The organism is Mesorhizobium amorphae CCNWGS0123 (assembly GCF_001686985.1).
GTDB lineage: Bacteria > Pseudomonadota > Alphaproteobacteria > Rhizobiales > Rhizobiaceae > Mesorhizobium > Mesorhizobium amorphae.
Map to the genome: position 1 here is coordinate 5,193,788 of NZ_CP015318.1, position 24,914 is coordinate 5,218,701.

20 protein-coding genes are annotated in these 24,914 nt (G+C 62.6%); 13 read left to right on the forward strand and 7 right to left on the reverse strand.

All coding sequences use genetic code 11. The features are described 5' to 3' along the window. Positions 1–5 precede the first annotated feature (5 nt). The 13 genes from A6B35_RS24400 to A6B35_RS24460 all read left to right on the forward strand — a co-directional run bounded on the left by A6B35_RS24400 (position 6) and on the right by A6B35_RS24460 (position 16,178). The gene (locus tag A6B35_RS24400) at positions 6–2,297 is read left to right on the forward strand and encodes a type I secretion system permease/ATPase (RefSeq protein WP_425277645.1); all 2,292 of its coding nucleotides are present in this window, start codon (positions 6–8) and stop codon (positions 2,295–2,297) included. A 14-nt stretch (positions 2,298–2,311) separates the two neighbouring features. Continuing rightward, positions 2,312–3,652: an HlyD family type I secretion periplasmic adaptor subunit gene (locus A6B35_RS24405; RefSeq protein WP_006200198.1), complete on the forward strand. Its 1,341-nt coding sequence runs from the start codon at positions 2,312–2,314 to the stop codon at positions 3,650–3,652. 35 nt (positions 3,653–3,687) lie between these two features. Further along, positions 3,688–5,307 carry a GNAT family N-acetyltransferase gene (locus A6B35_RS24410; protein WP_006200197.1) on the forward strand — a complete coding sequence of 540 codons (1,620 nt, stop codon included), beginning with the start codon at positions 3,688–3,690 and terminating at the stop codon, positions 5,305–5,307. 415 nt (positions 5,308–5,722) lie between these two features. After that, a complete protein-coding gene (locus A6B35_RS24415; RefSeq protein ID WP_244425867.1) occupies positions 5,723–6,379 on the forward strand; it encodes a GntR family transcriptional regulator in 657 nt (218 codons plus the stop codon). After that, the gene (locus A6B35_RS24420) at positions 6,376–7,287 is read left to right on the forward strand and encodes a dihydrodipicolinate synthase family protein (RefSeq protein ID WP_006200195.1); all 912 of its coding nucleotides are present in this window, start codon (positions 6,376–6,378) and stop codon (positions 7,285–7,287) included. The genes A6B35_RS24415 and A6B35_RS24420 overlap by 4 nt, the downstream gene beginning before the upstream one ends. Then, a complete protein-coding gene (locus A6B35_RS24425; RefSeq protein ID WP_006200194.1) occupies positions 7,280–8,797 on the forward strand; it encodes an aldehyde dehydrogenase in 1,518 nt (505 codons plus the stop codon). Before A6B35_RS24420 ends, A6B35_RS24425 begins: the two co-directional genes overlap by 8 nt. Continuing rightward, positions 8,794–10,125, forward strand: a complete 1,332-nt coding sequence (locus tag A6B35_RS24430) for an NAD(P)/FAD-dependent oxidoreductase (RefSeq protein ID WP_006200193.1) — start codon at positions 8,794–8,796, stop codon at positions 10,123–10,125. The genes A6B35_RS24425 and A6B35_RS24430 overlap by 4 nt, the downstream gene beginning before the upstream one ends. Positions 10,126–10,205: 80 nt before the next feature. Continuing rightward, on the forward strand, positions 10,206–11,057 hold the full coding sequence (locus A6B35_RS24435; RefSeq protein WP_006200192.1) for a glycine betaine ABC transporter substrate-binding protein: 852 nt from the start codon (positions 10,206–10,208) through the stop codon (positions 11,055–11,057). A 90-nt stretch (positions 11,058–11,147) separates the two neighbouring features. Further along, on the forward strand, positions 11,148–12,224 hold the full coding sequence (locus A6B35_RS24440) for a quaternary amine ABC transporter ATP-binding protein (protein WP_040582026.1): 1,077 nt from the start codon (positions 11,148–11,150) through the stop codon (positions 12,222–12,224). 14 nt (positions 12,225–12,238) lie between these two features. Next, complete coding sequence (locus A6B35_RS24445) at positions 12,239–13,087, forward strand: ABC transporter permease (RefSeq protein ID WP_065518269.1); 849 nt, start codon at positions 12,239–12,241, stop codon at positions 13,085–13,087. Next, positions 13,084–13,932, forward strand: coding sequence for an ABC transporter permease (locus tag A6B35_RS24450; RefSeq protein ID WP_040584262.1), 849 nt, complete (start codon positions 13,084–13,086; stop codon positions 13,930–13,932). Before A6B35_RS24445 ends, A6B35_RS24450 begins: the two co-directional genes overlap by 4 nt. 26 nt (positions 13,933–13,958) lie before the next feature. Then, entirely contained in the window at positions 13,959–14,957 is a 999-nt protein-coding gene (locus tag A6B35_RS24455; protein ID WP_006206599.1) for a 4-hydroxyproline epimerase, read from the forward strand. 231 nt (positions 14,958–15,188) lie between these two features. Beyond that, positions 15,189–16,178, forward strand: coding sequence for a GlxA family transcriptional regulator (locus A6B35_RS24460; protein WP_006206598.1), 990 nt, complete (start codon positions 15,189–15,191; stop codon positions 16,176–16,178). A 22-nt stretch (positions 16,179–16,200) separates the two neighbouring features. Here A6B35_RS24460 and A6B35_RS24465 read toward each other — a convergent pair whose 3' ends face one another. The 7 genes from A6B35_RS24465 to A6B35_RS24495 are packed head-to-tail and all read right to left on the reverse strand — an operon-like array spanning position 16,201 to position 24,902. After that, positions 16,201–17,820: a GMC family oxidoreductase gene (locus A6B35_RS24465; protein ID WP_006206597.1), complete on the reverse strand. Its 1,620-nt coding sequence runs from the start codon at positions 17,818–17,820 to the stop codon at positions 16,201–16,203. Beyond that, the gene (locus tag A6B35_RS24470) at positions 17,817–19,328 is read right to left on the reverse strand and encodes an FGGY-family carbohydrate kinase (RefSeq protein WP_006206596.1); all 1,512 of its coding nucleotides are present in this window, start codon (positions 19,326–19,328) and stop codon (positions 17,817–17,819) included. The genes A6B35_RS24465 and A6B35_RS24470 overlap by 4 nt, the downstream gene beginning before the upstream one ends. Positions 19,329–19,349: 21 nt before the next feature. Continuing rightward, complete coding sequence (locus A6B35_RS24475) at positions 19,350–20,192, reverse strand: class I fructose-bisphosphate aldolase (RefSeq protein ID WP_006206595.1); 843 nt, start codon at positions 20,190–20,192, stop codon at positions 19,350–19,352. Next, positions 20,183–21,901 (reverse strand): glycerol-3-phosphate dehydrogenase/oxidase, encoded by a 1,719-nt coding sequence (locus A6B35_RS24480; protein ID WP_006206594.1) that lies wholly within the window; start codon positions 21,899–21,901, stop codon positions 20,183–20,185. Before A6B35_RS24480 ends, A6B35_RS24475 begins: the two co-directional genes overlap by 10 nt. 20 nt (positions 21,902–21,921) lie before the next feature. Next, entirely contained in the window at positions 21,922–22,917 is a 996-nt protein-coding gene (locus A6B35_RS24485; RefSeq protein WP_006206593.1) for an aldo/keto reductase, read from the reverse strand. Continuing rightward, on the reverse strand, positions 22,914–23,894 hold the full coding sequence (locus A6B35_RS24490) for a sugar-binding transcriptional regulator (RefSeq protein WP_006206592.1): 981 nt from the start codon (positions 23,892–23,894) through the stop codon (positions 22,914–22,916). The genes A6B35_RS24485 and A6B35_RS24490 overlap by 4 nt, the downstream gene beginning before the upstream one ends. A 21-nt stretch (positions 23,895–23,915) precedes the next feature. Further along, positions 23,916–24,902 carry an ABC transporter permease gene (locus A6B35_RS24495; RefSeq protein ID WP_006206591.1) on the reverse strand — a complete coding sequence of 329 codons (987 nt, stop codon included), beginning with the start codon at positions 24,900–24,902 and terminating at the stop codon, positions 23,916–23,918. Between the last annotated feature and the right edge of the window lie 12 nt (positions 24,903–24,914).

Below are 24,914 nucleotides of genomic sequence, written 5' to 3' on the forward strand. Positions count from 1 at the left end.
CCACCGTGCCAACTCCGAAGCCGGCGCCCGCCAGCGACAAGGCGACCGCTGAATCCTCCGGCCAGCCCGCCCGCCCGGAACCAGCCCGCCCGGAGCCGGCCCGGCAACCAAGCCAGAGCACCACGGCCGGCGCCAGGGAGGTCAATGCCGCGGCCTCGCCCGAGCCCCCACGCGAGAGCAGGTTCCCGTGGCCGGCGCCAAAGCCGGAGCCAAGGCCAGCTTCGACGGCGCAGAACCAAGGCGCTTCGGCCGCGCCAGCGGCCAGACCGGAGCCTGTGCTGCAACGGCCTGCTGAACCGCTGGCCAAGGCAGCACCTGGCGCTCCCAGGACACCTGGTGCTCCCGGAACACCTGGTTCGCCCGGAGCACCTGGTTCGCCTGGGACACCTGTTTCTCCCAAAACATCCGAGATGAAGGACGTCCCCAAAACACCGGGCATGATCGTCATAGAAGGCGACACGGGTCCGATAAAGGCCAAGGAACCGCACCAGGGCGGCGGGTCGCCTCCCCGCGACGACGACAGCGGCCGGCGCGGCGGCGGAGGCGGTGACGGTGGCGGCGTCTTTCACAAACGCCTCGGCCCGGTCGATTTCGGCGCTTCTCTCAAAGCCGGGTTGCGAGCGGTCAAGAAAAACCTGCTCATCGTCATGCTGTTCACGGTCGCATGCAACGTGCTGGTCTTGGCGATCCCGATCTATCTGTTCCAGATCTCGGATCGCGTTCTTACCAGCCGTTCCGCCGACACCTTGATCATGCTGACTGTGGTGATTGTCGGCGCGGTGGTCTTGCAGGCGGTGTTCGATGCGCTTCGCCGCTTCATCCTGATGCGCACGGCGGTCGAGGTCGCGGCCCAGCTAGGCGCACCGATCCTCAGTGCCGCGGCCAGAGCCTCCCTTAACAGCAACGGCAAAGAGTATCAGGTCCTCGGTGACCTGCAGCAGCTGAGGTCATTCCTGACATCCGGCACGCTGCTGTCGTTCCTCGACGCGCCCATGGCTCCCTTCATGATGCTGGCGGTGTTTCTCATCCACCCGCACCAGGGCTTCATTGTCATGGCCTCGGCGCTGCTGCTCCTGCTGATCACGCTTCTCAACCAGCGGGCGACGGCGGCGGCCTTCGGCGAGGCGAATTCGCATCAGAGCAAGGCCAACATCCATCTCGATTCGATGTCGCGCAATTCCCAGATCATCAATGCGCTGGCCATGATTCCCGAGGCGGTGCGGATCTGGGGCAAGGACACGGCAAACTCCCTGCGCGCGCAGGTGATCGCACAGGATCGCAACATCGTCTTTGCTTCGATATCGAAGGCGGTGCGGCTTCTGACCCAGGTGACGATGCTTGGCTGGGGCGCTCATCTGTCGATCGAGGGCCATCTCACCGGCGGCATGGTCATTGCCGCATCGATCATCGCCGGCCGGGCCTTGGGCCCGATCGAAGGCGCCATCGAGGGCTGGAACCAGGTCGTGCATTCCCGCGCAGCCTACGGCCGGATTGCTTCGCTTCTGCAGTCGTCCCCGCTCAATTTCGAACGATTGAACCTGCCCCGCCCCGAGGGCCGGCTTGACGTCGAACGCCTTCTTTTCGTGCCGCAGGGAACCAAGCGCGTCGTGCTCAACGGCATCTCGTTCGCGCTTTCGCCGGGGGACTCCTTGGCGATCATCGGCAATTCGGGCGCCGGCAAGACGACCCTGGGCAAGATGCTGGTCGGCTCGATCCTGCCCACATCAGGCAACGTCCGGCTGGACCTGATGGATCTGCGCAACTGGGATCCGCGCCAGTTTGGCGAGAACATCGGCTATCTGCCACAGGACGTTCAGCTGTTTCCGGCCTCCATCAAGGCCAACATCGCCCGCATGCGCGATGACGCGACCGATGCCGAAATCTATCAGGCAGCAGCACTGGCAGACGTCCACGAAATGATCTCCACCTTGCCGCACGGCTACGAGACCTTCGTGGCTGCCGACGGAGCGCCACTTTCCGGCGGACAGAAGCAGCGCGTCGCCCTCGCCCGCGCGTTTTTCGGCAATCCTCGCCTGGTCGTGCTCGACGAGCCGAACTCGAACCTGGACTCGGCGGGTGACGCGGCACTCGAGCGCGCATTGCAGCACGCCAAGGAACACAAGATCACGGTCATCACCATCACCCAGCGCCCCTCCCTGCTCAAAAGCGTCGACAAGATCCTCCTGCTCGTCAACGGCACCGTCGCCCTGTTCGGCATGCGCCAGGATGTGCTGCAGGCATTGGCGAGCCGCGGGCTGAGCATCGAAGGCGGGGCGTTTGGTCATCAGATCCAGTAGCCGGGTAATCAAAAATGACAACCGAGATCGCAAAAGTTCACGACATGCAGTGGTACTCCGAGGTGCCACGCTCGATCTGGAAACAGACCGTGGTTGGCGTCCTGCTCATCTCGGTGGCCTTCGGTGGCTTCGGCACATGGGCTTTCACGGCGCCGCTGGCATCCGCCATCGTTGCCCAAGGCAGTTTCGTTGCCACGGGGCAAAACAAGGTCATTCAGCATCTCGAAGGCGGCATCATCAAGGAAATCCTGGTCAGCGAAGGCGACCATGTCCGCCTCGATCAGCCGCTGGTCAGGCTTGACGAAACCGCCGCCCAGACCAACGAACGGCAATTGTTCCTGCGAAAGGCCAGGCTCGAGGCCATCGCCGCCCGCCTGAATGCCGAGGTGCAAGGCAGCGCCGGGATCCAGTTTCCATCGATCATCCTCGACAACCGGCACGACCCGGAAGTCACGCCGATCATGGAGAGCCAGCAACTCAACTTCGAGGCTGCGGAACGCAAGCGCGACAGCGAGATAGGGCTGTTCGACCAGAACAAGAAGGCGATGGAATTCCGCAACGAAGGGATCGAGGAACAGATTTCGTCGGTCCGGCGGCAATTGCAATTCCTCCAGGAGGAATACCAGGGCAAGAAAAAGCTTCTCGACCAGGGTTTGATCCGCGGAACCGAGGTGAAGGCGATCCAGCGGGCAATGGCGGACGCGGACGGCCAGATCGGCAAGATGCTGGCGGAGGTTTCCGAGAACCGCGAACAGATCGTCAGGTTCGATCAGCAGATCACCCAGACAAAGGACACCTACCGCCAGGCAGCGCTCCAGGAATTGCAGAGCCTGGAGGCCGAACTGGACGCGGTGCGCGAGCAGTCACGCGAGGCGCAGAATGTGCTTCGCCGTGTCACCATCAATGCGCCGGTGCCCGGCACGATCATACGCATGCATTACCACACAGCCGGCGGCGTCATCGAGAGCGGCAAGGCCATCCTCGAGATCCTGCCTTCAGACGTGCCTTTGGTCATCGAGGCGCAAGTCCCTCGCACCGACATCGACAACGTCAAGGTCGGGCAGCAGGCCTCGATCAGGCTGATCGCGCTCAACCGGCGCACCACGCCGGTTCTGGAAGGCGAGGTCTACTACGTCTCGGCCGATGCGCTGCCTGAGATGACCGGCCCCACGCCCAAGGAGGTCTATCTGGCGCGCGTACGCTTGCCGGCAAGCGAACTGGCGAAGGCGCACGGCTTTACGCCGACGCCGGGCATGCCTGCCGAAATACTGGTGCAAACCGAGTCGCGGACGTTCTTCAGCTACCTGACGAAGCCGATCGCCGACAGCATGGCCAGGGCATTCATGGAACAGTGAGCTTCGCAAACAAGGGACAAATTCGGGGGGGAACCATGCATATCGATGTCATCACGACACGGGAGGGCCTCAACGGGCTTAGGCAGAACTGGGACGATCTTTACGAGAAGGACCCCGAAGCCCAGTTCTTTCTGTCCTGGACGTTCCTGTCGTCCTACCTTGGCCGGTTTGAAGGCGCCTGGTCCATTCTGGCGGCACGGTCGGGACCGCAAGGGTCTCCCTATGTCGCCCTGCTGCCGTTGCGGCTCCGCACCAGGCTGAACAAGAAGACCGGCTTTTGCCACAACGAAATCAACATGGGCGCAAACTACGCGGCCGACTATACGGGCATCGTTTGCGCGCCAGGCTTTGCCGACCGCGCGATCCCGGCGCTTGCCAAACATCTCATGAAGATGAACTGGGCCAAGCTGCATCTCGAAAATCTGCGCATGTCGGAGAAGCGCCGCCGCCTGTTGCTCGACAACCTTGCCGACAAGCGGCTGACCGCCCAAAGGATGCAGCGCGTCAACAAGACCGACAATGTCGACAACTGCATCTGCCCGGCCACCAACCTGCCGGGGAATTGGGACGCTTATCTCGAGCAGAAGATCAGTTCAAACACGCGCCAGAAGATCAGGCGCTTCCTGCGCAAACTGGACGGGTCGGACGAATTTCGCATCACCCATGCCGACGCCTCGACGATCGACCGCGACATCGGCATCATCCTCGAAATGTGGCGCATCAAATGGGCGCCGCGGAAGGGCAACCTTCTGCCCGGCCTTTTGAGATCCAACCGGATACTGTTCAAGGATGCCTTCGAGAGCGGGACGCTGTTCCTGCCCATTCTCTGGCATCGCGACAAACCGCTCGCAGGCTTGGCGTTCCTGGTCGACCCGGTCAAGAAGGCGATGCTCTTCCACCTTGCCGGACGCGATGAGACCGCCAACGAAATCCCGCCGGGACTTGTGCTGCATGCCTATTGCATTCGCCGTGCGATCGAGCAGGGCTTCCGCAGCTACGATTTCCTGCGCGGCAACGAGTCCTACAAATATTCATTCGGTGTCGAGGAGACCAGGATTCATTGTGTTCTGGTCAAAACGAGGACGGGCCGAAATCTCGGTGACCGGCTTGACGCCAGATCCGTGGCAAGCGTGCTTGAGCAGGCGACCAAATTCCACGAGGCGGGCAAGCTGGCCAATGCCGAAAATGCCTATCGCCAGATTCTCGAGGTCGCCCCTCGCCACGCTCGCACCCTGTACGGATTGGGTCAATTGCTCGCGGCCAAGGCGGATCACTGGTCAGCCGCCGATACCTTTGGCTCCCTCGTGGAGATCGCACCGAATTCGGTCAAGGCGTGGTCGCGGCTTGCCATTGAACTGCAGGCGCTAAGTCGCCACTCCGAGGCCGCGGACGCCTTCCGCAAGGTGCTTGAGCTCAATCCGGAGCTGCCCGGGGCACAGTACGGCCTTGGCCGCTGCCTGGCGGAACTTCGGCAGATTGACGAAGCGGCGAAGGTCTTGAGCGCGGTGCAGGATCGATCCGACAAGCCCATCGACCCTCTGCTTCGTGCCAAGGCACGCATGCAGTTGAACAAGCTCAAGCAGGATTTGAACCCTTGCTACATCAGGCTCGAACCCGTGAAGGCTCCGCCTCTCTTCGAGAAGGCTGACGCCTGACCGCCCCGATGGCCTAATCGGAGAGTTCCCCTTTGGGAGCTCAAACGCGCTCTCGCCCGCGACGCGACAAGGCAGGATGCGCTCCATAGCATCTGCGTAGCGTCTGCTCTGCATCATCGATGAGTCGTTGCGCGCCATCTCCGGCGCCGACGAAAAATCTCATTTGGCACTTTGGAATTGGCCGACCGCCAACCGTCGGCGGTTCCCGGCCGACCTTGATCAATTGTACTCATCGCGTATAATTTCTGTGTACAAAGATTATACAATTTGTTGACTCCCTCTCCTGAGCATGCAAATCTCCTGCCGTCGACACGGTCGATGGAAGCCGTTGTCGCGAGAATTCAGACAGCAGGAGGCCTCGGTGAAGAGCGGAAAGAACGGTCTTTACGACGATCTGAAGCGTCAGATTCTGACGATGGAACTCGACCCCGATCAGGATCTGGACGAAGTGAGCCTGAGCGAGCGCTACGGCCTCTCCAGAACGCCTGTTCGGGAAATTTTTCGTCGCCTCGAGGGTGAGGGCTACATCGATATCCGGGCCAACCGCGGCGCGCGCGTCATCCCCATGAACCATCAGACGCTCCGGCACTTCTTCCTGGTCGCGCCGATGATCTATGCCGCGATCGGCCGTCTCGCCGTGCAGAACTTCAAGCAGAAGCAGCTTGCCGACCTCAAGGACACGCAGGAACGGTTCCGCACGGCAAGCGTCACCGACGACGTGCTCTCCATGGTCCTCGAGAACAATCGCTTCCACGAAATCATCGGCGAGATGTCGGGCAACGCCTATCTGCAGCCGAGTCTCGGACGCCTGCTGATCGACCATGCCCGGATCGGCCACACCTTCTTCCGGCCCCGCAACGATGACATGCGCCGGCGCCTAGTGCTCGCCGTGGAACACCATGATGGCTTCATCGCAGCCATCGGCTCGCACGACGAGGACACGGTCGTCGATCTTGTTTTCGAACACTGGGAACTCTCGCGCGAGAACATGGAGATGTTCATCGCGCCGCAAGGAATGAAGGCAGACGCGCTCGTCGAAGCGCCTGCCGGATCGATGGAGAAATCGTCTTGAAGTTCGAAGGTATCTACACACCGGCCATCACGCCACTCGGCCCCGACGGGCAGATCGATCGTGACGGCTTCGCGGCGGTGCTCGAGTCGCTCATCGAAGCCGGCGTGCACGGCATCATCGTTGGCGGATCGACGGGTGAATACTATGCCCAGAGCGCCCAGGAGCGCTTCGATCTCGCTGCCTACGCCAAGGAGGTGATCGGCACCCGTCTTCCGCTCATCATTGGAACGGGCGCAACCAGGACCGAGGACTCGGTCGAATACGCCAAGGCGGCGAAGGAGATCGGCGCTGACGCGATCCTTGTTTCGTCGCCGCCATACGCCTTGCCGACGGAGCGTGAGAATGCGGTCCACGCGCTTACGGTCGACCGCGCGGCGAACCTTCCGATCATGCTCTACAACTATCCGGCCCGCATGGGGGTGACGATGAGGGAGGACTATTTCTCCCGCGTCGGCAAATCCAGGAATGTCGTGGCCATCAAGGAGAGCTCCGGCGAGATGGGCAACCTCCATTTGCTGGCGCGCAAATTCCCCCATATCTCGCTCTCTTGCGGCTGGGACGATCAGGCGCTCGAATTCTTTGCATGGGGCGCCAGGAGTTGGGTCTGCGCCGGCTCCAATTTTCTCCCGCGCGAGCATGTCGCGCTCTACGAAGCCTGCGTGCTCGAAAGGAATTTCGACAAGGGCCGCGCCATCATGACCGCGATGCTGCCGCTCATGGATTTCCTCGAATGCGGGAAGTTCGTCCAGTCGATCAAGCACGGTTGTGAGCTGATCGGGCTGAACGCGGGCCAGGTGCGGGCGCCGCTGCGCCCGCTTAATTCGGAAGAGAAGCGAACACTCCAGACTGTCGTCGCCACCTTGAAGCGCACGGTCGCCCAGATCACGTCGGGAGCAAACAATGCATGAACCTTTGACCGCTGCCGAATACAAGGCGATCGCCGCGAGCATCCAGTTTCCGACCAATGCCTTCATCGACGGGGCGTTCCGTCCTGCCAATTCCGGCAGGACATTCAAGACGACCAATCCGGCGACGGGCGACACGCTTGCCGAGATCGCGGCATGCGACTCGACGGACGTCGATCTCGCCGTGGCCAAGGCCAGGCAAGCCTTCGATGACGGCCGCTGGCATCTCCGCTCGCCTGGCGAGCGCAAGGCCGTGCTGCTCAAATTCGCCAAGCTCCTGGAGCGCAACCGTCACGAACTTGCGGTCATGGAGAGCCTCGACAGCGGCAAGCCGGTCCGCGAATGCCAGACCGTCGATATTCCGGATACGATCCACACCATCCGTTGGCATGCCGAACTGATCGACAAGCTCTACGACAACACAGCTCCCGTGGGCTCGAACGCGCTGACCATGGTCGTGCGCGAGCCGGTCGGCGTCGTCGGTTGCGTCCTGCCGTGGAATTTCCCGTTGCTGATGCTGGCCTGGAAGATCGGTCCGGCACTTGCCGCCGGATGCTCGGTGATCGTGAAGCCAGCCCAGGAAACGACGCTGACCACGCTTCGTGTCGCCGAACTGGCGCATGAGGCCGGTATCCCGGCAGGCGTCTTCAATGTTGTCCCGGGCGGCGGCAAGGAGGTCGGCGAACCGATCGGCATGCATATGGGCGTCGACATGGTGGCGTTCACCGGATCGACGCCGACGGGTCGGCGCTTCCTGCGCTACGCCGCGGACTCCAATTTAAAGCGCGTCGTTCTCGAGTGCGGCGGCAAGAACCCGGCGGTGGTTCTGGAAGACGCCGAAGACCTCGACCTCGTCGCCGAACAGGTGGTCAACGGCGCGTTCTGGAACATGGGCGAGAACTGCTCGGCCACGTCGCGGCTCATCGTCCACGCCACGATCAAGGACGAATTGCTGCAACGCATCGGCGCCTATATGCGCGAGTGGAAGACGGGCGACCCGCTCGACCCGGAAAACCGCATCGGCGCGCTCGTCAGCAAGAACCATTTCGAGAAGGTGAAATCCTTCCTCGGCGACGTGAAGACCGAAAAGCTCTCCGTCGTCCATGGCGGCGGCACGCACAAGGGGATCTACATCGAACCGACCGTCGTCGATGGCGTTACGCCTTCGAGCCGTCTCTTTCAGGAGGAGATCTTCGGACCGATCCTTTCGGTCACGACGTTCAATTCGCTTGCCGAGGCTGTGGCTCTCGCCAACGACACCAACTACGGCCTGACCGCGTCCGTCTACACCGGAAGCCTGCGCAAGGCGATCAAGCTTTCGCGCGAGATCCGGGCGGGTGTCGTGACCGTCAACTGCTTCGGCGAAGGCGACGCGACGACCCCCTTCGGCGGTTACAAGGAATCCGGTTTCGGCGGACGCGACAAGTCGGTCTTCGCGCATGACAACTATTGCGAATTGAAGACGGTCTGGATCGACGTCTCGGATCGCTCGGTCGACGAGACCATCCGATGAACGAAATCGTCGTCAAGCGTCTTCCGGCGGAATCTGGAACCTCGGGCTGGGAGGCGATCAGCAGACGCAGCTTCCCCGTCCGGACGCTCGACGGCGACGTGAAGGCCGACTGGCTGGTCATCGGGGCGGGCTTCGCGGGTCTCTCCGCCGCGCGGCGGCTGTCTCAACTCCGGCCTGACGACAGGATCGTCGTGCTGGAGGCGGGAGAGATCGCCAAAGGCACCTCGGGCCGGAACTCCGGCTACATGATCGACGTGCCGCACAATCTGTCCTCGGGCGAGTATTCCGTCGCCGACGAGACCGCGACCAAGGTGGAGATCGCTCAGAACCGTTTTGCGATCTCTTTCGCCGCCGACGTCGCAGCGGAATACGACATGTCCGAGCGCACCTTCGATCCGTCAGGCAAGATCAACGCCGCGGCGACGGAGCGCGGAATAAAGCTCAACGCGAATTATGGCCGCTCGCTCAAGGGCATCGGCGAACAGCACCGCTTCCTGGATGCGGGCGAGATGCGGGAGATTACCGGATCGTCCTACTATCTCGGAGGTCTCTACACGCCGGGCGCCGTGATGATCCAGCCCGCCGACTATATCCGCGGTTTCGCCGCCGGGCTGGCATCGAAGGCCGACATATTCGAGCACTCGCCGGTGCTCAAACTCGACAGCCGGGGCGGGATGTTGAAGGCCGTGTCGCGCAACGGGAGCGTCACGGCGCCGAAAGTCATCCTGGGCATCAATGGCCACATCGAGGATTTCGGCCATTTCCGCGGCCGCTTGATGCACATCTTCACCTACGCATCGATGACGGCCCCCTTCACCTCGAGGTCCACGGGCAAGGACAGGTGGGCCTTGCTTCCGGCTGATCCGATGGGTGCGACAGTCAGGAAGATCACCACCGACGGATCCTCTCGTATCGTGATCCGGACCCGGTTCACTTACGACTGGACTGTTCAAGTGAGCGAGAAACGCCTGGCCGGGATCGCCGCCGAGCAGCGGACATCCCTGGACGCCAGGTTTCCGGACCTCAAGGACGTGTCCTTCGAGCACGTCTGGGCCGGGCGGCTTTGCCTCAGCCGGAACCATGTGCCCGCCTTCGGCGAAATCGAAGAAGGCCTCTACTCCGCGTGCTGCGAGAACGGTCTTGGAACCGTGAAAAGCACGCTTGCGGGCGTCATGGCCGCCGATCTGGCGACCGGTACCCGCTCGGACATGCTCGATGAATTCTCGGATCAGCCGGAGCCCGCGCGCCTCCCTCCGGAGCCGCTCGCGTGGCTCGGCGTCAACACCGTGATCCGATGGCAGGAATTGCGTGCAGGCCGCGAGGGATGAGCCCTCGCCGCGCAATATGAAGGCGGAGCCGACCGCGAAGTCTTCAAGTGAAATGGGAACAAAAATAAGGAGTGAGTAAAATGAAGACGTTGTGGAAAGCGCTCTGCGCTGCCGCGATGGTCGGAATGACCATGCTGTCCGCTCAGGCGGAAGAAAAGAATATTACCGTGGGCACGATGTCCTGGGAGGACCTCACCCCCATCACCGGCATCACAAAAAAGGTGCTCGAAGACTCCGGCTACACCGTAAAGGTGGTGGACTTTTCCGAATGGGGCATCGCCTACGCCGCGCTGAGCAAGGGCGACATCCAGATCCTTGCCTCGCAGACGGACTACGTCGCCCAGGACTACTGGGACAAGAACAAGAAGAAGCTCGAGAAGATCTCCCCGGTGTCGCATGGCCTGTTCCAGGGCGTGGCGGTGCCGAAATACGTGACCATCGACTCCATGGACCAGCTGAACGACAACGCCGACAAGTTCGGGGGCAAGATCGTCGGCATCGAGCCGGGATCCGGTCTCATGCGCGATACGACAAACTCGGTGAAGGCATACGACCTGAAACTGCAGCTCGTGGAGGGCAGCACCGCCGCGATGACCGCCGCACTCAAGTCGGCCGTCGACCGCAAGGAATGGATCGCCGTCACCATCTGGGAGCCCTCCTGGATGATGCAGAAATATGACGTCAAGTTCCTCAAGGACCCGAAGTCAGTCTTTCCGCCGCCGCAGAGCTATTACTGGATCGGCAAGAAGGGCTTCTCCGCCGACAATCCGCATGCCCGCGAAGTGATCGCCAGTGTCTATGTGCCGCTTGCCGACATCACCGCGATCAACTCTGCCGTCAACGAGGGCAAGACCATGGACGAGGCCATCAAGGCCTGGACCGACAGCCATGCCGACCTCCTGAAGCGTTGGGAGAACATCAAGGCCGAATAATTGCCGAAACGACGGGCCGCCGATATCGGCGGCCCGCCCCGGAACTATGAAACATGAAGGCCACCGCCAAACCGGCCCATGGGGAACGCAATGAACACTGCAATGAATGACTCCAACGAAGTGCTGATCGACTGCCAGTCCGTATGGAAGATTTTCGGTGGTCGTGCCCAGGCCGCCGTCAAAGCCATAACCGAACGTGGGCTCTCCAAGACACAGGTGCTGCAGGACTTCGACTGCGTTGTTGGCGTTTCCGACGCCAGCCTCCAGGTCCGCCGCGGCGAGATCTTCTGCATCATGGGCCTGTCGGGGAGCGGCAAGTCGACGCTGATCCGCCTCCTCAACCGTCTGATCGAACCGAGCCTCGGCAAGATCACGGTGAAGGGAAAGGAGATCGCCAGGCTGAATGCGACGGAGCTCCGCGATATGCGCGCCCGCAACATCGGCATGGTGTTTCAGAGCGTGGCGCTTCTCCCCCACCGGACGGTTCTCGAGAATGCCGCTTTTGGTCTTGAGGCCCAGGGCGTGGCAAAAGAGGAGCGCCACAGGATCGCCCGCGCGGCCCTCGAAAAGGTGGGGCTTGCAGACTGGACGTCGCGCTATCCCAGGGAACTGTCCGGCGGCATGCAGCAGCGCGTTGGCCTCGCAAGGGCGATAGCGGCAGATCCCGAAATCATCCTCATGGACGAACCGTTCAGCGCCCTCGACCCACTGATCCGCCGCCAGTTGCAGGATGAATTCCGACAGCTGACGAAGTCGCTCGGCAAGTCCGCCGTCTTCATCACCCACGACCTCGAGGAAGCCATCCGCATCGGCGACCGCATCGCCATCATGAAGGATGGTGTCATCGTCCAGGTCGGGACAGCCGAGGAAATCGTAACCAAACCCGCCGACGACTACGTCTCCGATTTCGTGGCCGGCATATCCAGGATTCACCTGGTCAAGGCGCACTCCGTGATGCGACCCGTCGCCGAGTTCAGGAATTCGCAGCCGAATTGCGATGTGAACGCGCTGCTTCGGGCTTCTCCGGAGGCCGATATTGGCGAACTCATCGACCTCACCACGCAATCCGATCGCGATGCGGTTGCGGTCGTCGAGAACGGCACTGTGGTCGGGGTCGTCACCATCCGTGGTTTGCTCCGCGGTGTTGCCGGCAAGCCTGCAGGTTAGGTCGGGAGGGGCAAATGGACATTTCAGTCATTACAGACACGTTCGATGCCTGGACGGATACTACGCTCGGCTGGATCAGCGACAACGGGGAATGGTTGTTCGAATTTATCCGGAGCGTGCTTGAAGGAACCTATGACGGCGTCCTGTGGCTTCTGCAACTGGCACCGTTCTATGTGATCGCCATTATCGCAGCGTTGCTCGGATGGCGATTGATCAACGCTTTGTCCGGCGTCCTCGCGGGGCTTGCCCTGGTCTTTTGCGCTGTCATGGGCCTCTGGACAGAAACCATGAGCACATTGGCCCTGGTGATCACTGCCACGATCCTCGCCCTTTTCGTCGGCATTCCCATTGGCATCGTGGCGGGCTTTGTCAGATCGTTCGACCGATTTCTCGAGCCGGTGCTCGACCTGATCCAGACCCTGCCGCCTTACATCTATCTGCTTCCTGCGATCGCGCTGCTCGGCTATGGGCCTGCGACCGCGCTCATCGCCACCTTCATCGTCGCGATGCCGCCCGCCATCCGGCTCACCTCGCTTGGCATCCGCATGACACCGCTCGAATTCATCGAGCTTGGCCAGGCAAGCGGTCTGACAACATGGCAGATGTTCATCAAGATCAGGCTTCCTTTCGCCATTCCAAGCGTAATGGCTGGGATCAACCAGAGCTTGATGATGGCGTTCGGCATGGTCGTCATCGCGGGCATCGTTGGTTCGGGAGGTCTCGGCGAGACCATCTATTCAGCCGTACGCACGCTCGACATCGCCACGTCGATCAACGCCGCGATCGCGATCGTCATCCTGACCATGGTGCTTGACAGACTCACTCAGAGCGCGGCCCGCCGCGCCAGCGGAGAAGCAAGATGAACCCTGATCTGGTCCGGTTTTCGCCAGGAGCTTACCTGGCCCCAGTAGTGGATTGGCTGAATACGAACTTCCATCCGTTCTTCGACGCGGTGACCAAGCTGATCGAAGCCGTGCTGAGCGCGATCGAGGCCACTCTCCTCTACCCGCCGCCCTACGCGACGATCGTCGGGGCGGTCCTTCTCGCCGCCTTCTTCGTCAGCGTTCGGGTCTCGGTGGTGACAGCCATCGCGCTCACCTTCTGCTTGCTGGCGGGGTTCTGGACCGCCTCGATGCAGACGCTGGCACTGGTGACGGTGGCGGTGATCATTTCCGTGTCGATCGCCTTCCCGCTCGGCATCCTGGCATCACGGTATAAGAAATTCGAGGCCGGGATACGGCCCGTGCTGGACATCATGCAGACCGTGCCGCCGTGGGTCTATCTTATACCCGCCGTCATGATCTTCAGCCTCGGCCGTGTGCCGGCAATCATCGCGACGATCGTCTACGGCATACCTCCGATGCTGCGCCTGACCACCCTGGCCTTCAACCAGGTGCCGAAAGACCTCATGGAGCTTGGTCATGCGACCGGGACTTCGCCGCGGTCGATTCTGTTCAAGATCGAAATCCCCTCGGCCACCCCGACACTGCTGGTCGGCCTCAACCAGTGCATTCTCCTGTCGCTGGCAATGGTCGTCCTGGCCGGCCTCGTCGGAGCAGGCGGCCTTGGAGCCGAAGTGACGCGGGGATTGACGCGCATGGAAATGGGCCTGGGCCTCCGGGCTGGACTGTCGATCGTCGCGCTTGCAATCTTCCTCGACAGGCTTTCCAGGGGCGCGCTGGAACGCGGTCGAAGTCCCGCAAGGTAAGCCGCCTGACCGCAAAAGGAAAAACCATGCGCCGCAGTTTCTTCTGCATCGATTCCCACACCTGCGGTAATCCGGTCCGACTGGTCGCGGGAGGCGGTCCCTTGCTGCCGCATGTCCCGATCGCCGAGCGGCGTGACCTGTTCATGCGCGACCATGACTGGATCCGGCAGGCATTGATGTTCGAACCGCGCGGGCACGACATCATGTCGGGCGCGATCATCTATCCCGCGTACCGTCAGGACTGTGACTTCGCCGTGATCTTCATCGAAGTCAGCGGCTGCCTGCCGATGTGCGGTGCCGGCACGATCGGCCTGGTGACGGCGGCCATCGAAGAAGGCCTCGTGACGCCGCGCGTTCCGGGCAGACTGTCGATCGAGACCCCGGCCGGCAGGGTCGATATCGAGTACGAGAAGTCGGGCGCGTTTGTGGACTCCGTTCGGATGTTCAACGTTGCCAGCTATCTGCATGCCGCGGACGTCGCTGTCGATATCCCTGGTCTCGGCCGGCTCGTCGTCGACATCGCCTATGGCGGCAACTACTACGCCGTCGTCGAACCGCAGGAAACATGGAAGGGCCTGGACGGAATGTCGGCGAGCGACATCGTGGACCTCAGTCGCGGCCTCCGCGACGCACTCGAACCCGTCTGCGATCCAGTCCATCCCGAAGACGACAAGATACGCGGCGTGCACCACGCCATCTGGTGCGACAAGCCCTCCAGCGGCAACGCCGATGGCCGCGGCGCGGTGTTCTACGGCGACAAGGCCATCGACCGTTCACCAGGCGGCACCGGAACTTCGGCCCGCATGGCGCAACTCCATGGCAAGGGGCGGTTGAAGGTCGGCGACACCTTCCGCCAGGAAAGCCTGATCGGCTCGGTGTTCGAGGGCCGCGTCGAGGCGGAGGCCGACATAGGCCCCTTCAAGGGCATCAAGCCCAGCGTCGGCGGCTGGGCGCGGATCATCGGCCACAACACGATCTTCGTCGACGATCGCGATCCGTTGGCCCACGGGTTCCAGATCAAGTAGGCGAAACCGAGCGATGGTGACATTGGGCGCGTGATCGGCGGAGTTGAATGGCAAGGAGCGGCGATCGGCGGCACCTGTTCTACGACGGTCGAGTCGTTCCTGGACCACAACGGGACGACAGCGGCTGGCACTATTGCTGATCTGGAAAACGGTTTCGACACTGCGATAGAAGCTTGTCCGGGCACAGCGTTTCAGACGGCGCTGGCGGCCAGATGGGCAGAGGGTTAGGCCATGAAAGCAGCCAATGAAGCTCCGGGGGCCGGCCGATTGAAGATCGGCTTTATCCTGGCTCGTTCCTTCACTCTTTCCGCGTTCGCTTTGTTCGTCGACACGCTCAGATTGGCGAGTGACGAGATCGACAGGTCTGGCAGGGTTCTGGCTGATTGGCAGGTGCTGGCGAGCACCAGGCACCTGATCACCTCGAGTTGTGGCGTGCAAGTCGCTCCAACATCGGATTTCGTGGACCCCAGGGAATTGCACTACATCGTTGTCGTCGGCGGTCTGCTCAACAACGAGTTCCCGGTCGACAGCGAGACAGTCAGCTACCTGAAGCGAGCGGCCGCCAGCAAGGTTCCCCTGATCGGGGTTTGCACGGGCACGTTCATCCTGGCTGAGGCGGGCCTGATGAAATACCACCGGACCTGCGTAAGCTGGCTCCACTATGAGGCTTTCCGACAGCGCTTCCCGGATCATGACGTCAGGGCGGACCGCTTGTTTAATCTTGACCAAGCCAGAGGTTCTTGTGCCGGGGGCAGCAGTGCGGCCGACATGGCCGCGTCGATCGTCAGGCGCCACATCAGCAATGAGGCTGAGAGAAACGCCCTCGAAGTGTTGCAGATCGAGAAAGCGCGCGCGCCCTCGGACATCCAGCCGCGCCGGCCCCCTTTCATCGAGTGCAAAAATCCGCGGCTCAAGGCGGCGCTCATCATCATGGAGAACCATGTCGACAACAAACTCTCCATACCCAAGTTGGCGGCATCCGTCGGATTGTCCCGCAGGCAGCTCGAGCGCCTCTTCAGGGAAGAAACAAAGAACTCTCCGGCACTGGTTTACCTAAGGGTGCGTCTTGAGCGGGCGAAGCGCCTCCTGATGCAGACCAAGGCTCCGATGATCGAGATCGCCATCGAGGTCGGGTTTGAAAACGCCTCGCATTTCTCGAAGGTCTTCCACAAGACGTTCGGGCAACCGCCAAGCAAGTTCAGGTCAGAGATTTCAAACTGACTTGCCGTGGCGGAAACCCAGGCTACCGCAACGCGTCTTGCAAGATCATCTCCGCTGCCTTCTCGGCTATCATGATGACCGGCGAATTGGTGTTGCCGGAGACGATGGTAGGCATGATCGAAGCGTCGGCGATGCGCAAGCCCGCAAGGCCGTGGACACGTAAGCGGTCGTCGACCACGGCCATCCTGCCCGCCCCCATCTTGCAGGTTCCGACCGGGTGAAAGATGGTCGTGGCGATGTCGCCCGCCTTGCGCACCAGATCATCGCGACTGGAGAATTGCGGTCCTGGCAACATCTCTTCCGGCGAAAAGCGAGCAATGGCCTTCGCCTTCATCAGCCGCCGCGCATGCTCGATCGAGGCCACTGCGATGCTGCGGTCGCCCTTCGTCGATAGATAATTGGGCCGGATCTTCGCGGGCTGTCGCGGGTCGCCAGTTGCCATGTGCACGGTACCCCTGCTCTCGGGGCGCAGATTGCAGACCGAGACGGTCACGGCCGGGAAACGATGCAACGGCTCGCCCAGTCGGTCGGTGCTGAGTGGCTGCACATGATATTCGAGGTCGGGCGTTGAGAGCCGTGGGTCGGAACGGGCGAAGATGCCGAGTTGGCTTGGCGCCATGGACAGCGGCCCGCTGCGCCACAGGGCATATTCGGCCCCCATCGCCGCGCGGCTGAGGAGATTGTGGTAGCGCTGGTTGAGGGTAACGGCGTTCTTGACCTTGAAGACCATGCGTAGCTGCAGATGGTCCTGCAGATTTTCGCCGACACCCGGCATGGCATGCCGGACCTGGATGCCAAGCTGCGACAGGAGTTCAGCCTGTCCGACGCCGGAGAGTTCCAAGAGCTTCGGCGAATTGATGGCGCCGGCGGCCAGAATGGTCTCGCGGGCGCTGGCGACATGCAGCGCACCGCCTTGACGGAAGACGACACCGGTGACGCGGCGGCCATCGACCTCCAGCCGTTCGGTTTCGGCGCCGGTCAGGATACGAAGATTGGTGCGGCCCTTTATGCCACGCAGGAAGGCCTTGGAGGCGTTCCAGCGTACTCCCCTCCTCTGGTTGACCTCGAAATAGCCCGAGCCTTCATTTGTGCCCTGGTTGAAGTCTTCCGTGCGCGGGATTGCGAGCTCTTCGGCAGCATCGCGAAAAGCGTCGAGGATCGGCCAGGACAGCCGTTGCCGCTCGACACGCCACTCGCCGCCGGCGCCATGCATCGTGCTGGCGCCACCGTGATAATCCTCCGACTTGCGGAAATAGGGCAACACGTCGTCCCAGCCCCATCCGGCATTGCCGGCCTGCCGCCAGCCATCATAGTCGGCAGCCTGGCCGCGCATATAGATCATGCCGTTGATCGAGGAGCAGCCGCCAAGCACCTTGCCGCGTGGATAGTTGAGACTGCGTCCGTTCAACCCCAGGTCCGGCTCGGTCTTCATCAGCCAGTCGGTGCGGGGGTTGCCCATGCAATAAAGATAGCCGATCGGGATATCGATCCAATGATAGCGGTCGCTGCCGCCGGCTTCGAGGAGCAGGACTTTGTTTCGCGGGTCGGCGGAGAGCCGGTTGGCGAGCACGCAGCCCGCCGAACCGGCGCCGACGACGACATAGTCGAACTCACCGAAATCAGATGGACGAACGACGGTCACTGGAGAGCCTGTCGGCTGGCGATGCGTTCCCACATCGGGGCCATTGCCTCGTTGATCTGGCCATAGAGCTGGTAGCGTGCGGCATAGGCTGGGGCAAGCGCATCGTTCGGCGCATAGCGGCGCGCGGCCGAGGTCATCGCCATGGCACCGGCAGCGAAATCCGCGAAGACGCCGACGCCGGTACCTGCTGCAATCGCCGCTCCCAGCGCGCCGGTTTCGCGGCTCTTCGCGACGGTGACCGGCACGCCAAGCACGTCGGCAAAAATTTGCGCCCAGACGCCGCTGCGTGAACCGCCGCCGGATAACACTGCTTCATCGAACCGCGCACCCGCCGCATGCAGCGTTTCGATATGACGCTTGTGTTCGAAGACAACGCCCTCGAACAGGGCACGCAGAATATGCGCCCGAGTATGCCAGCCGGCCATGCCATAAAAGCCGGCGCGAGCCTGGCCGTTCTTCTGTGAACCGTAGAGGAAGGGGTGGTAGATCGGGATATCGCCGGTCGGATCTATGGACGCGACAAGGTCGCTGCACAGTTCGAACGGAGACTTTCCTTCCGGTACATGGTCGAGGAACTCGCGGACGATCCATTCCAGATTGGCGGCGGAAGTAGCGCTGGATTCAATCGCCAGATAGCGCTGCGGATCGAAGGTCGACAGCATGAAGATCGACGGCTCGCGGATCGGCTCGTCGGTGATGACCTGGTTGATGCTCCAGGTGCCGGCAATGATCGAAGCGGCACCCGTGCGGGTGACGCCGGACCCGATGGCGCTGGCCACGACGTCGAACAGGCCGGCCACGACGGGAGTGCCGGCGCGCAGGCCGGTGAGCGACGCGACATCGCGCGTGACATGGCCGGCAATCTCGGCCGATTCCAGGACCGGCGGCAGCAGGTCGGCGCAGTCACCAAGGCCATAGGCCTCGAGCAAGTCCTGCTCGTAGCGCCGTCCCGGCATCGACAGCAACCCGCAACCGGACATATCGGTGGCATCCGTGGAGCGCGCGCCGGTCAGTCGGTTGACGATAAGATCCTTGCACAAGAATGCCGTGCCGATGCGGCCGAACAGTTCCGGTTCGAACCGCTTCAGCCAGGCGAGCAAGGTCGGCGTCTGCGCGGCCCAGGGCTTTTGCAGGCAATACTTGTAGGTGCGGTCGCCGATACTACTCTTTGCCCATTCGCCGACCAGGCCGACGGCGCGGGTGTCGAGCGACTGGATGCCGATCAGCGGCGCGCCCGCCCGGTCGAGTGCATAAAGGCCGTTGCCGTGCCCGGCGCAGCCGATCGCGACGATGTCGCCGGCGTCGATGCCAGCTTCAGCGATGCAGCGGCCGATCACTGTGACGGCGTTGCGCCACAGTTCACCAAGATCGCGCTCGACATGGCCGGGCTTCGGCATCGACGAATGCCCGTCGAGCGCCGCAAGCGCCAGTTCGCGTCCCGTCATGTCGAAGATTATGGCCTTGATGACCGTATTGCCCGCATCAAGGCCCAGAATGTAACCGCTCATCGGCTTCTCCCGCAGTCGGCCTTACGCCTGGTTGTACAGATCCCAGGCGGTGGCGCCATCGGCGCCGTCGTGAATGATCGCCATCAGGCCCCGCACGACGGCGCTCGGATTGGCGTGCTGATAGATGTTGCGGCCATAGACCATACCCAGTGCGCCTTGCGCCATTAGCGCCGCCGATTTGTCGAACACAGCGTGCAGATCCTCCTTGCCGCCGCCGCGGACCAGCACCGGGCAGCGCGCCGCCTCGACCACGCGGTGGAAGTCGTTGGCGTCGGTCGTCGGGTCTGCCTTGATGACATCGGCGCCCATCTCGCGCGCCAGCCGCGTCAGCGTGACGATCTTCCCGGCGTCGCCGTCGACCATGTAGCCACCATGCTCGGCGACCGGCAGCATGGCCAGGGGTTCGATCATCAGCGGCATGCCGTACTTTTCACAGTCGGCGCGTACGCGGGCGATGTTCTGAACGCATTGGCGGAAGAGGTCCGGTTCGTCGGGCAGCATGAACAGGTTCACGACCACGCAGGCGGCATCCATTTCGATAGCGCCGATCAGCGGTTCGACCTCGTTTTGCAGCACCGCCCACATCGCCCGGTGGCGCACCTTGTTGTACGGGTTGCCCATGTCGATGCGCATCACCAGTGCCGGCTTGTCCTTGCCGGGCAGGTTCTGCAGCAGGTCGGCCTGACCGTAGTTCATCTGGATAGCATCCGGCCCGGCCTTCGCCAGTTTTTCGACCACGCCGGCCACGTCTTCCAACCCAACAAGGAAGCTCTGCTCGTTGCAGACCCCATGATCGATGGCAACGTCGAGGCAGCGGCCGTTGCCGAACAGCCGGTTCATGCGGACTTTCTTGTTCACGCGCATATTGCGCTCCTTTTGTTGTTTTCGCCGGGGAGGTTCGGCAGAAGGACGCCGTGCTGATGCTCCAGCAGCGACAGAAAGGCGGTGCGTTCGGTATCAGCCTGAGCCGTGCTCCAGCCTTTGCAGATGGCCAGGATTGAAAGTACGGCATCGACCAGTTGGCATGTCAGGTCGCCTGCTATGGCTATGATGGTACGACGCAGGAAGATGTCGGCCAGCGACTCGACGTGCTCACGCTCGATGATCAGCCGGATTTCGCCGGTGGAATAATCCGCGCCGGGCAACATCGGGTCCGGCACGACCGAAATTGCCGCCGCGATTCCGCCCGCCGACGTGCCGTAGCGTTCCAGAAGAGTTTGCGCGCGCAGCATCGTCAATCCGTGTTCCGCCGCCAGCCTGGCACACCAGTCGGCGGGATCGGAAGGAAAATCGCGGCCCCCGCCGATGGCGAGATCCTCGGTACCGACCGTGCGTACCAGCCCCGATCGCTCCAGCGCCATGTCGGCTGCCAGCGCGCCAAACGAGCGAAACGTCGTCCACTTGCCGCCGATCATGCACAGCGTCGCCGGCAAATTGCCAACCGGCTCGACGAATTCGCAGAAATGGTCGCGCGGGATGCGGCCCGTGAAACTGTCCTTGCTGGCTGGCAACGGCCTGACGCCCGAGAACCGGAAGACGATCTCATGCCTGGCGATTTTGATCGATGGGAAGACAAAGGCCAGCGACTGCAGGATGTACTGGAGTTCGTCGTCCTCGCAGCGCACGGTGTCAGGATCGTCGACGCGGATTTCGGTCGAGCCGATCAGAACCTTGCCGAGATAGGGAAACAGGATGCAGATGCGTCCATCCTCGTTCTCGTAATAGACCATGTTCGCACCAAGTGCGTCATGGAGCTCCTGGTTGTCGACGATCAGGTGCGAGCCTTTGGTGCCGCCCATCATGCGCGGTGCTGGCGCGCCGATCGCCTTGTTCGTCAGGTCGATCCAGCCGCCGGTGGCGTTGATGACGAGGCGCGGGCGCAGCGACAGGGTCTCCCCCGAAACGGTATCGGTCAGCGCGAGGCCATCTTCGTCGGAGCCGATCCGCGCATAGTTGAGCGCACGCGCGGCGCGTGAAGCCGCCATCGCGTCGTTCAGCATTTCAAGGCCAAGCCGCTCGGGTCGACTCACCCAGGCGTCGTAATAGGTCGCCGAACTACGGGTCGCCGGATTGATGGCCGGCCACGTCTTCAGCGTTTCCTTGCGCCCTCGGAAGCGATGGGTCGGCATCAGCCGGCGCGATGCCGTGAAGACGTCATAGAGCGTCAGCCCGGCCTTGATGACGAGTGCGCCGCGCCGGCTCGGCCGCCGTGTGAGGCCGAGGAAGCGGACGGCGCCATTGGCGATGCCGGAGAAGATGTCGAAGATCGGCACCGTCGTCGGCAGCGGCGCGACGTAGTGCGGCGCATTCCGCAAGAGCCGGTCGCGTTCCCGCAGCGATTCCTTGACCAGCTTGAACTCGCCATTCTCCAGATAGCGCAGGCCGCCATGCACCATGCGCGAAAGCGCTGCGCTGGCGCCGCTGCAATAATCGCCCTTCTCGGCGAGCAGCACGTCGACGCCCTGCAGGGCAAGCTCGCGAAAGACGCTGATGCCGTTGATGCCGCCGCCGATGATCAGCACGGCAATGTCGGGCCGCTCTCGCAGCGCGGCGAGTGTTTCGGTGCGCTTCATTGCGGAAATGCCTCGTTTGCTCAGGCAGCCATCTGGGAGAGATGCATGGCTATCGCTGTGTCGATGGCGGCCAGTTCATCGCGGCTGAGCCTGATCTCGCCGGCGCGCGCATTGTCGAGCGCCTGATCGGCGTTGCGGGCGCCGCATAGCGCAAAGGTGATGCCTGGCTGCGCCAGCGTCCAGGCAATCACGATCTGGGCCATCGAGGCTTCGTGCCGTTCGGCGATCGGGCGGATGGCCTGCTTGAGCGCCGCCACCTTCTGCCGGTTCCCGGCCGAGAAGCGCGGATTGTCCTTGCGCTGGTCGTCGCCGGTGAAGCTGCGCCCCGGATCGACCGACCCGGTGAGCAGGCCGAGCGCCAGAGAGGAGTAGCTCAGTGTCGCCAAATCGTGCCTGCGCGTGATCGGCAACAGCGTGCCTTCGAGCTCGCGGTCGATCATCGAATAGCGTTCCTGGATGGCGTCAAGCTGCCCGGCGGCGACATAGTGCTCAAGGTCCCCGGTGCTGACATTGCTTGCGCCGATCGCCCTGATCTTGCCGGACGCCTTCAGCTTCTCCAATGCCGCAACCGTCTCGGCGATCGGCGTGGTCGGGTCCTGCCAGTGGGTGATGTAGAGGTCGATGTAGTCGGTGCCGAGCCGCTTCAGGCTCTGTTCCACCTCATAGGCGATGCCGTCGGCGCCGAGATAGCGGTGCACCGGCTTGTCGTCCTGGTCGAAGAAATGGTTGCCCTTGCCGGAATGCCAGTTCAGCCCGCATTTGGTGGCGATCACCACCTTGTCGCGCTTGCCCTTGATCGCCTTGCCAACGATTTCCTCGCTGCGACCGAGGCCATAGGCAGGCGCGGTGTCGATCAGGCTGACGCCGGCGTCGATGGAGGCTTCGATGGCGCGGATCGAGGCTTGCTCGTCAGTGCCGCCCCACATCCAGCCGCCGATCGCCCAGGTGCCGAGACCTACGGCGGATGCCTGGATGCCGGACGCGCCGATCGCACGCAGGATTTGTTCTGAACTCATGCTGCCTCTCTTTCGGCAAGGTCGAGAATGCCAAGGCCGGTGGCCTCGTCGGTTACGATGATGTCGAGATGATTGCCGCGCATGGCGCTGAGGATCGGCGCGATCTTGCTCGGCCCGCTGGCGACGCCGATGGAGCGCGGAATGGTGGCGAATTCGTCAAGGGTGAGCGACACCAGCGAGCGGTTGAGCGAATAGTCGCTGAGCTTTCCGTTTCGGTCGATCAGGTGTGCCAGCAATTCGCCGGATGCGCCCGAACGTTCGATAGCCTGGCGGTCGGCGCTGGAGGAGGGATGCAGGTCGTAATAGCTGGAATCGTCGGTCAGGATAGAACCGACGCCGACCACGGCGACATCGGCCTCGCGCGCCCGGCGAAACACGTCCGCCACCGCGCGCACGCCCATCAGCATCTCGCGCTGTTCCGGCGTGTCGGCAAACAGCGGCGCATGGATCTGGTAGGCGCGGCCGCCCAGTCTGTCGGCCATCAGCGAGGCGACGTGATTGACGTCGGTGTAGTGTTTGCCCTGCACGAGCCCGGTCGCCGGAATGACTTCGACATCATAACCGCGGCCGGGCTTCAGCCCGGCGACCAGCGCGCTGACGCCTTTGCCGCCGGTAATCGAGATGGTGTCGCCGTCCTTGATCGTTTCGAGCAGGAGGTTGGCCGCCGCCTCGCCGACTCGCAGCAAGGCCGTCTGCGGGTTTTCCGACACCGTCGGCACCACGACCGCACGCTCGATGCCGCCGAGCCGCACCAGCCGCGCTTCGAGATCGACCAGATGGTCGATCGGCGACTTGATCTTGATCTCGACCAGGCCGAGCTGGTGGCCGCGCTTGATCAAACGGTTGACTGTGGCGTGCGAGATGCCGAGTTCCCTGGCGATCTCGGCCTGCGTCTTGCCCTCCATGTAGTGGAGGACAAGCGCCTGATGCATCTGGCGGACGGTCGAGATGTCGTCGCGTGTGTTTGGGGGTGCCATGATCGCTCTATCGTCTCGAACTCAGGACTTCTTGCGGTGCAGGAAGTGGTCGGCCGACACCGCAGCCAGGAGGATGCAGCCTTTGATCATGTCCTGCCAGTAGACGGAGATGTCGAGCAGGATCAGCGAACTGGTGACCACCGACAACAGCGCCATGCCGAGTATGGCGCCGAAGATCGTGCCCGAGCCGCCCTTGAGCGAGGCGCCGCCGATGACGGCCGCCGCGATCACGTTGAGCTCCATGCCGGCGCCGAAGGTCGGCGTGGCGGCGCCGAAGCGCGCCATGTAGATCACACCCGCGAAACCGGAGAGCGTCGCGCACAGCACCGTCACCCAGAACTTCACCTGGTTGGTCTTGATGCCGGAGAACTGCGCCGCCTTCTCGTTCGAGCCGGTGTAGAACACCTTGCGGAAGGCGGTGGCGCGCCGGAGCAGGAAATCGAAGATCGCCACCACGACCACGAAGATGATGATGACATAAGGCACGCCCTGGAGGTTGCCCTGGCCGATCGCCTTGAATTCCGGCGGCAGCGTGAACAACGACAGTGGCGTACCCTTGGTGATGACCAGGCACAGGCCACGCACGATCACCATCGCCGCCAGCGAGGTGATGAAATGGTTCAGCCCCACGACCGTCACGAAGAAACCCATCACCGCGCCGATCAGCGCACTTACTGCGATGCCGATCAGGCTCGCAGTCCAGGGATCCAGCCCGGCCAGGAACAGCGCCCCCGAAACCACCATCGAGAAGCAGACGACCGAGCCTACCGACAGGTCGATGCCGCCGACGATCAGCAGGATGGTCATGCCGACGACGACAATGCCCTCGATCGAGAAGCTCATCAGCATGGCTCGGAAGTTGCCCCAGGTGAGGAAATGCGGCGAGGCGAGGCTCATGGCGATGCAGAGCGCCAGGATGATGACGATCAGGCCGGCTTCGCGCATCGAGGCGAACCGAGCGAAGCTGGCACGGCGGCTGGCATCCGCCACCTTGATCTCGGCATGCATCGTGGTTTCTCC

Bases quoted from the DNA above. Each gene is read 5' to 3' on its own strand.
- A6B35_RS24405 (WP_006200198.1), top strand. From the start codon at position 2,312: ATGACAACCGAGATCGCAAAAGTTCACGACATGCAGTGGTACTCCGAG.
- A6B35_RS24410 (WP_006200197.1), top strand. From the start codon at position 3,688: ATGCATATCGATGTCATCACGACACGGGAGGGCCTCAACGGGCTTAGG.
- A6B35_RS24415 (WP_244425867.1), top strand. From the start codon at position 5,723: ATGGAACTCGACCCCGATCAGGATCTGGACGAAGTGAGCCTGAGCGAG.
- A6B35_RS24425 (WP_006200194.1), top strand. From the start codon at position 7,280: ATGCATGAACCTTTGACCGCTGCCGAATACAAGGCGATCGCCGCGAGC.
- A6B35_RS24430 (WP_006200193.1), top strand. From the start codon at position 8,794: ATGAACGAAATCGTCGTCAAGCGTCTTCCGGCGGAATCTGGAACCTCG.
- A6B35_RS24435 (WP_006200192.1), top strand. From the start codon at position 10,206: ATGAAGACGTTGTGGAAAGCGCTCTGCGCTGCCGCGATGGTCGGAATG.
- A6B35_RS24440 (WP_040582026.1), top strand. From the start codon at position 11,148: ATGAACACTGCAATGAATGACTCCAACGAAGTGCTGATCGACTGCCAG.
- A6B35_RS24445 (WP_065518269.1), top strand. From the start codon at position 12,239: ATGGACATTTCAGTCATTACAGACACGTTCGATGCCTGGACGGATACT.
- A6B35_RS24450 (WP_040584262.1), top strand. From the start codon at position 13,084: ATGAACCCTGATCTGGTCCGGTTTTCGCCAGGAGCTTACCTGGCCCCA.
- A6B35_RS24455 (WP_006206599.1), top strand. From the start codon at position 13,959: ATGCGCCGCAGTTTCTTCTGCATCGATTCCCACACCTGCGGTAATCCG.
- A6B35_RS24460 (WP_006206598.1), top strand. From the start codon at position 15,189: ATGAAAGCAGCCAATGAAGCTCCGGGGGCCGGCCGATTGAAGATCGGC.
- A6B35_RS24470 (WP_006206596.1), bottom strand. From the start codon at position 19,328: ATGAGCGGTTACATTCTGGGCCTTGATGCGGGCAATACGGTCATCAAG.
- A6B35_RS24475 (WP_006206595.1), bottom strand. From the start codon at position 20,192: ATGCGCGTGAACAAGAAAGTCCGCATGAACCGGCTGTTCGGCAACGGC.
- A6B35_RS24480 (WP_006206594.1), bottom strand. From the start codon at position 21,901: ATGAAGCGCACCGAAACACTCGCCGCGCTGCGAGAGCGGCCCGACATT.
- A6B35_RS24485 (WP_006206593.1), bottom strand. From the start codon at position 22,917: ATGAGTTCAGAACAAATCCTGCGTGCGATCGGCGCGTCCGGCATCCAG.
- A6B35_RS24490 (WP_006206592.1), bottom strand. From the start codon at position 23,894: ATGGCACCCCCAAACACACGCGACGACATCTCGACCGTCCGCCAGATG.
- A6B35_RS24495 (WP_006206591.1), bottom strand. From the start codon at position 24,902: ATGCATGCCGAGATCAAGGTGGCGGATGCCAGCCGCCGTGCCAGCTTC.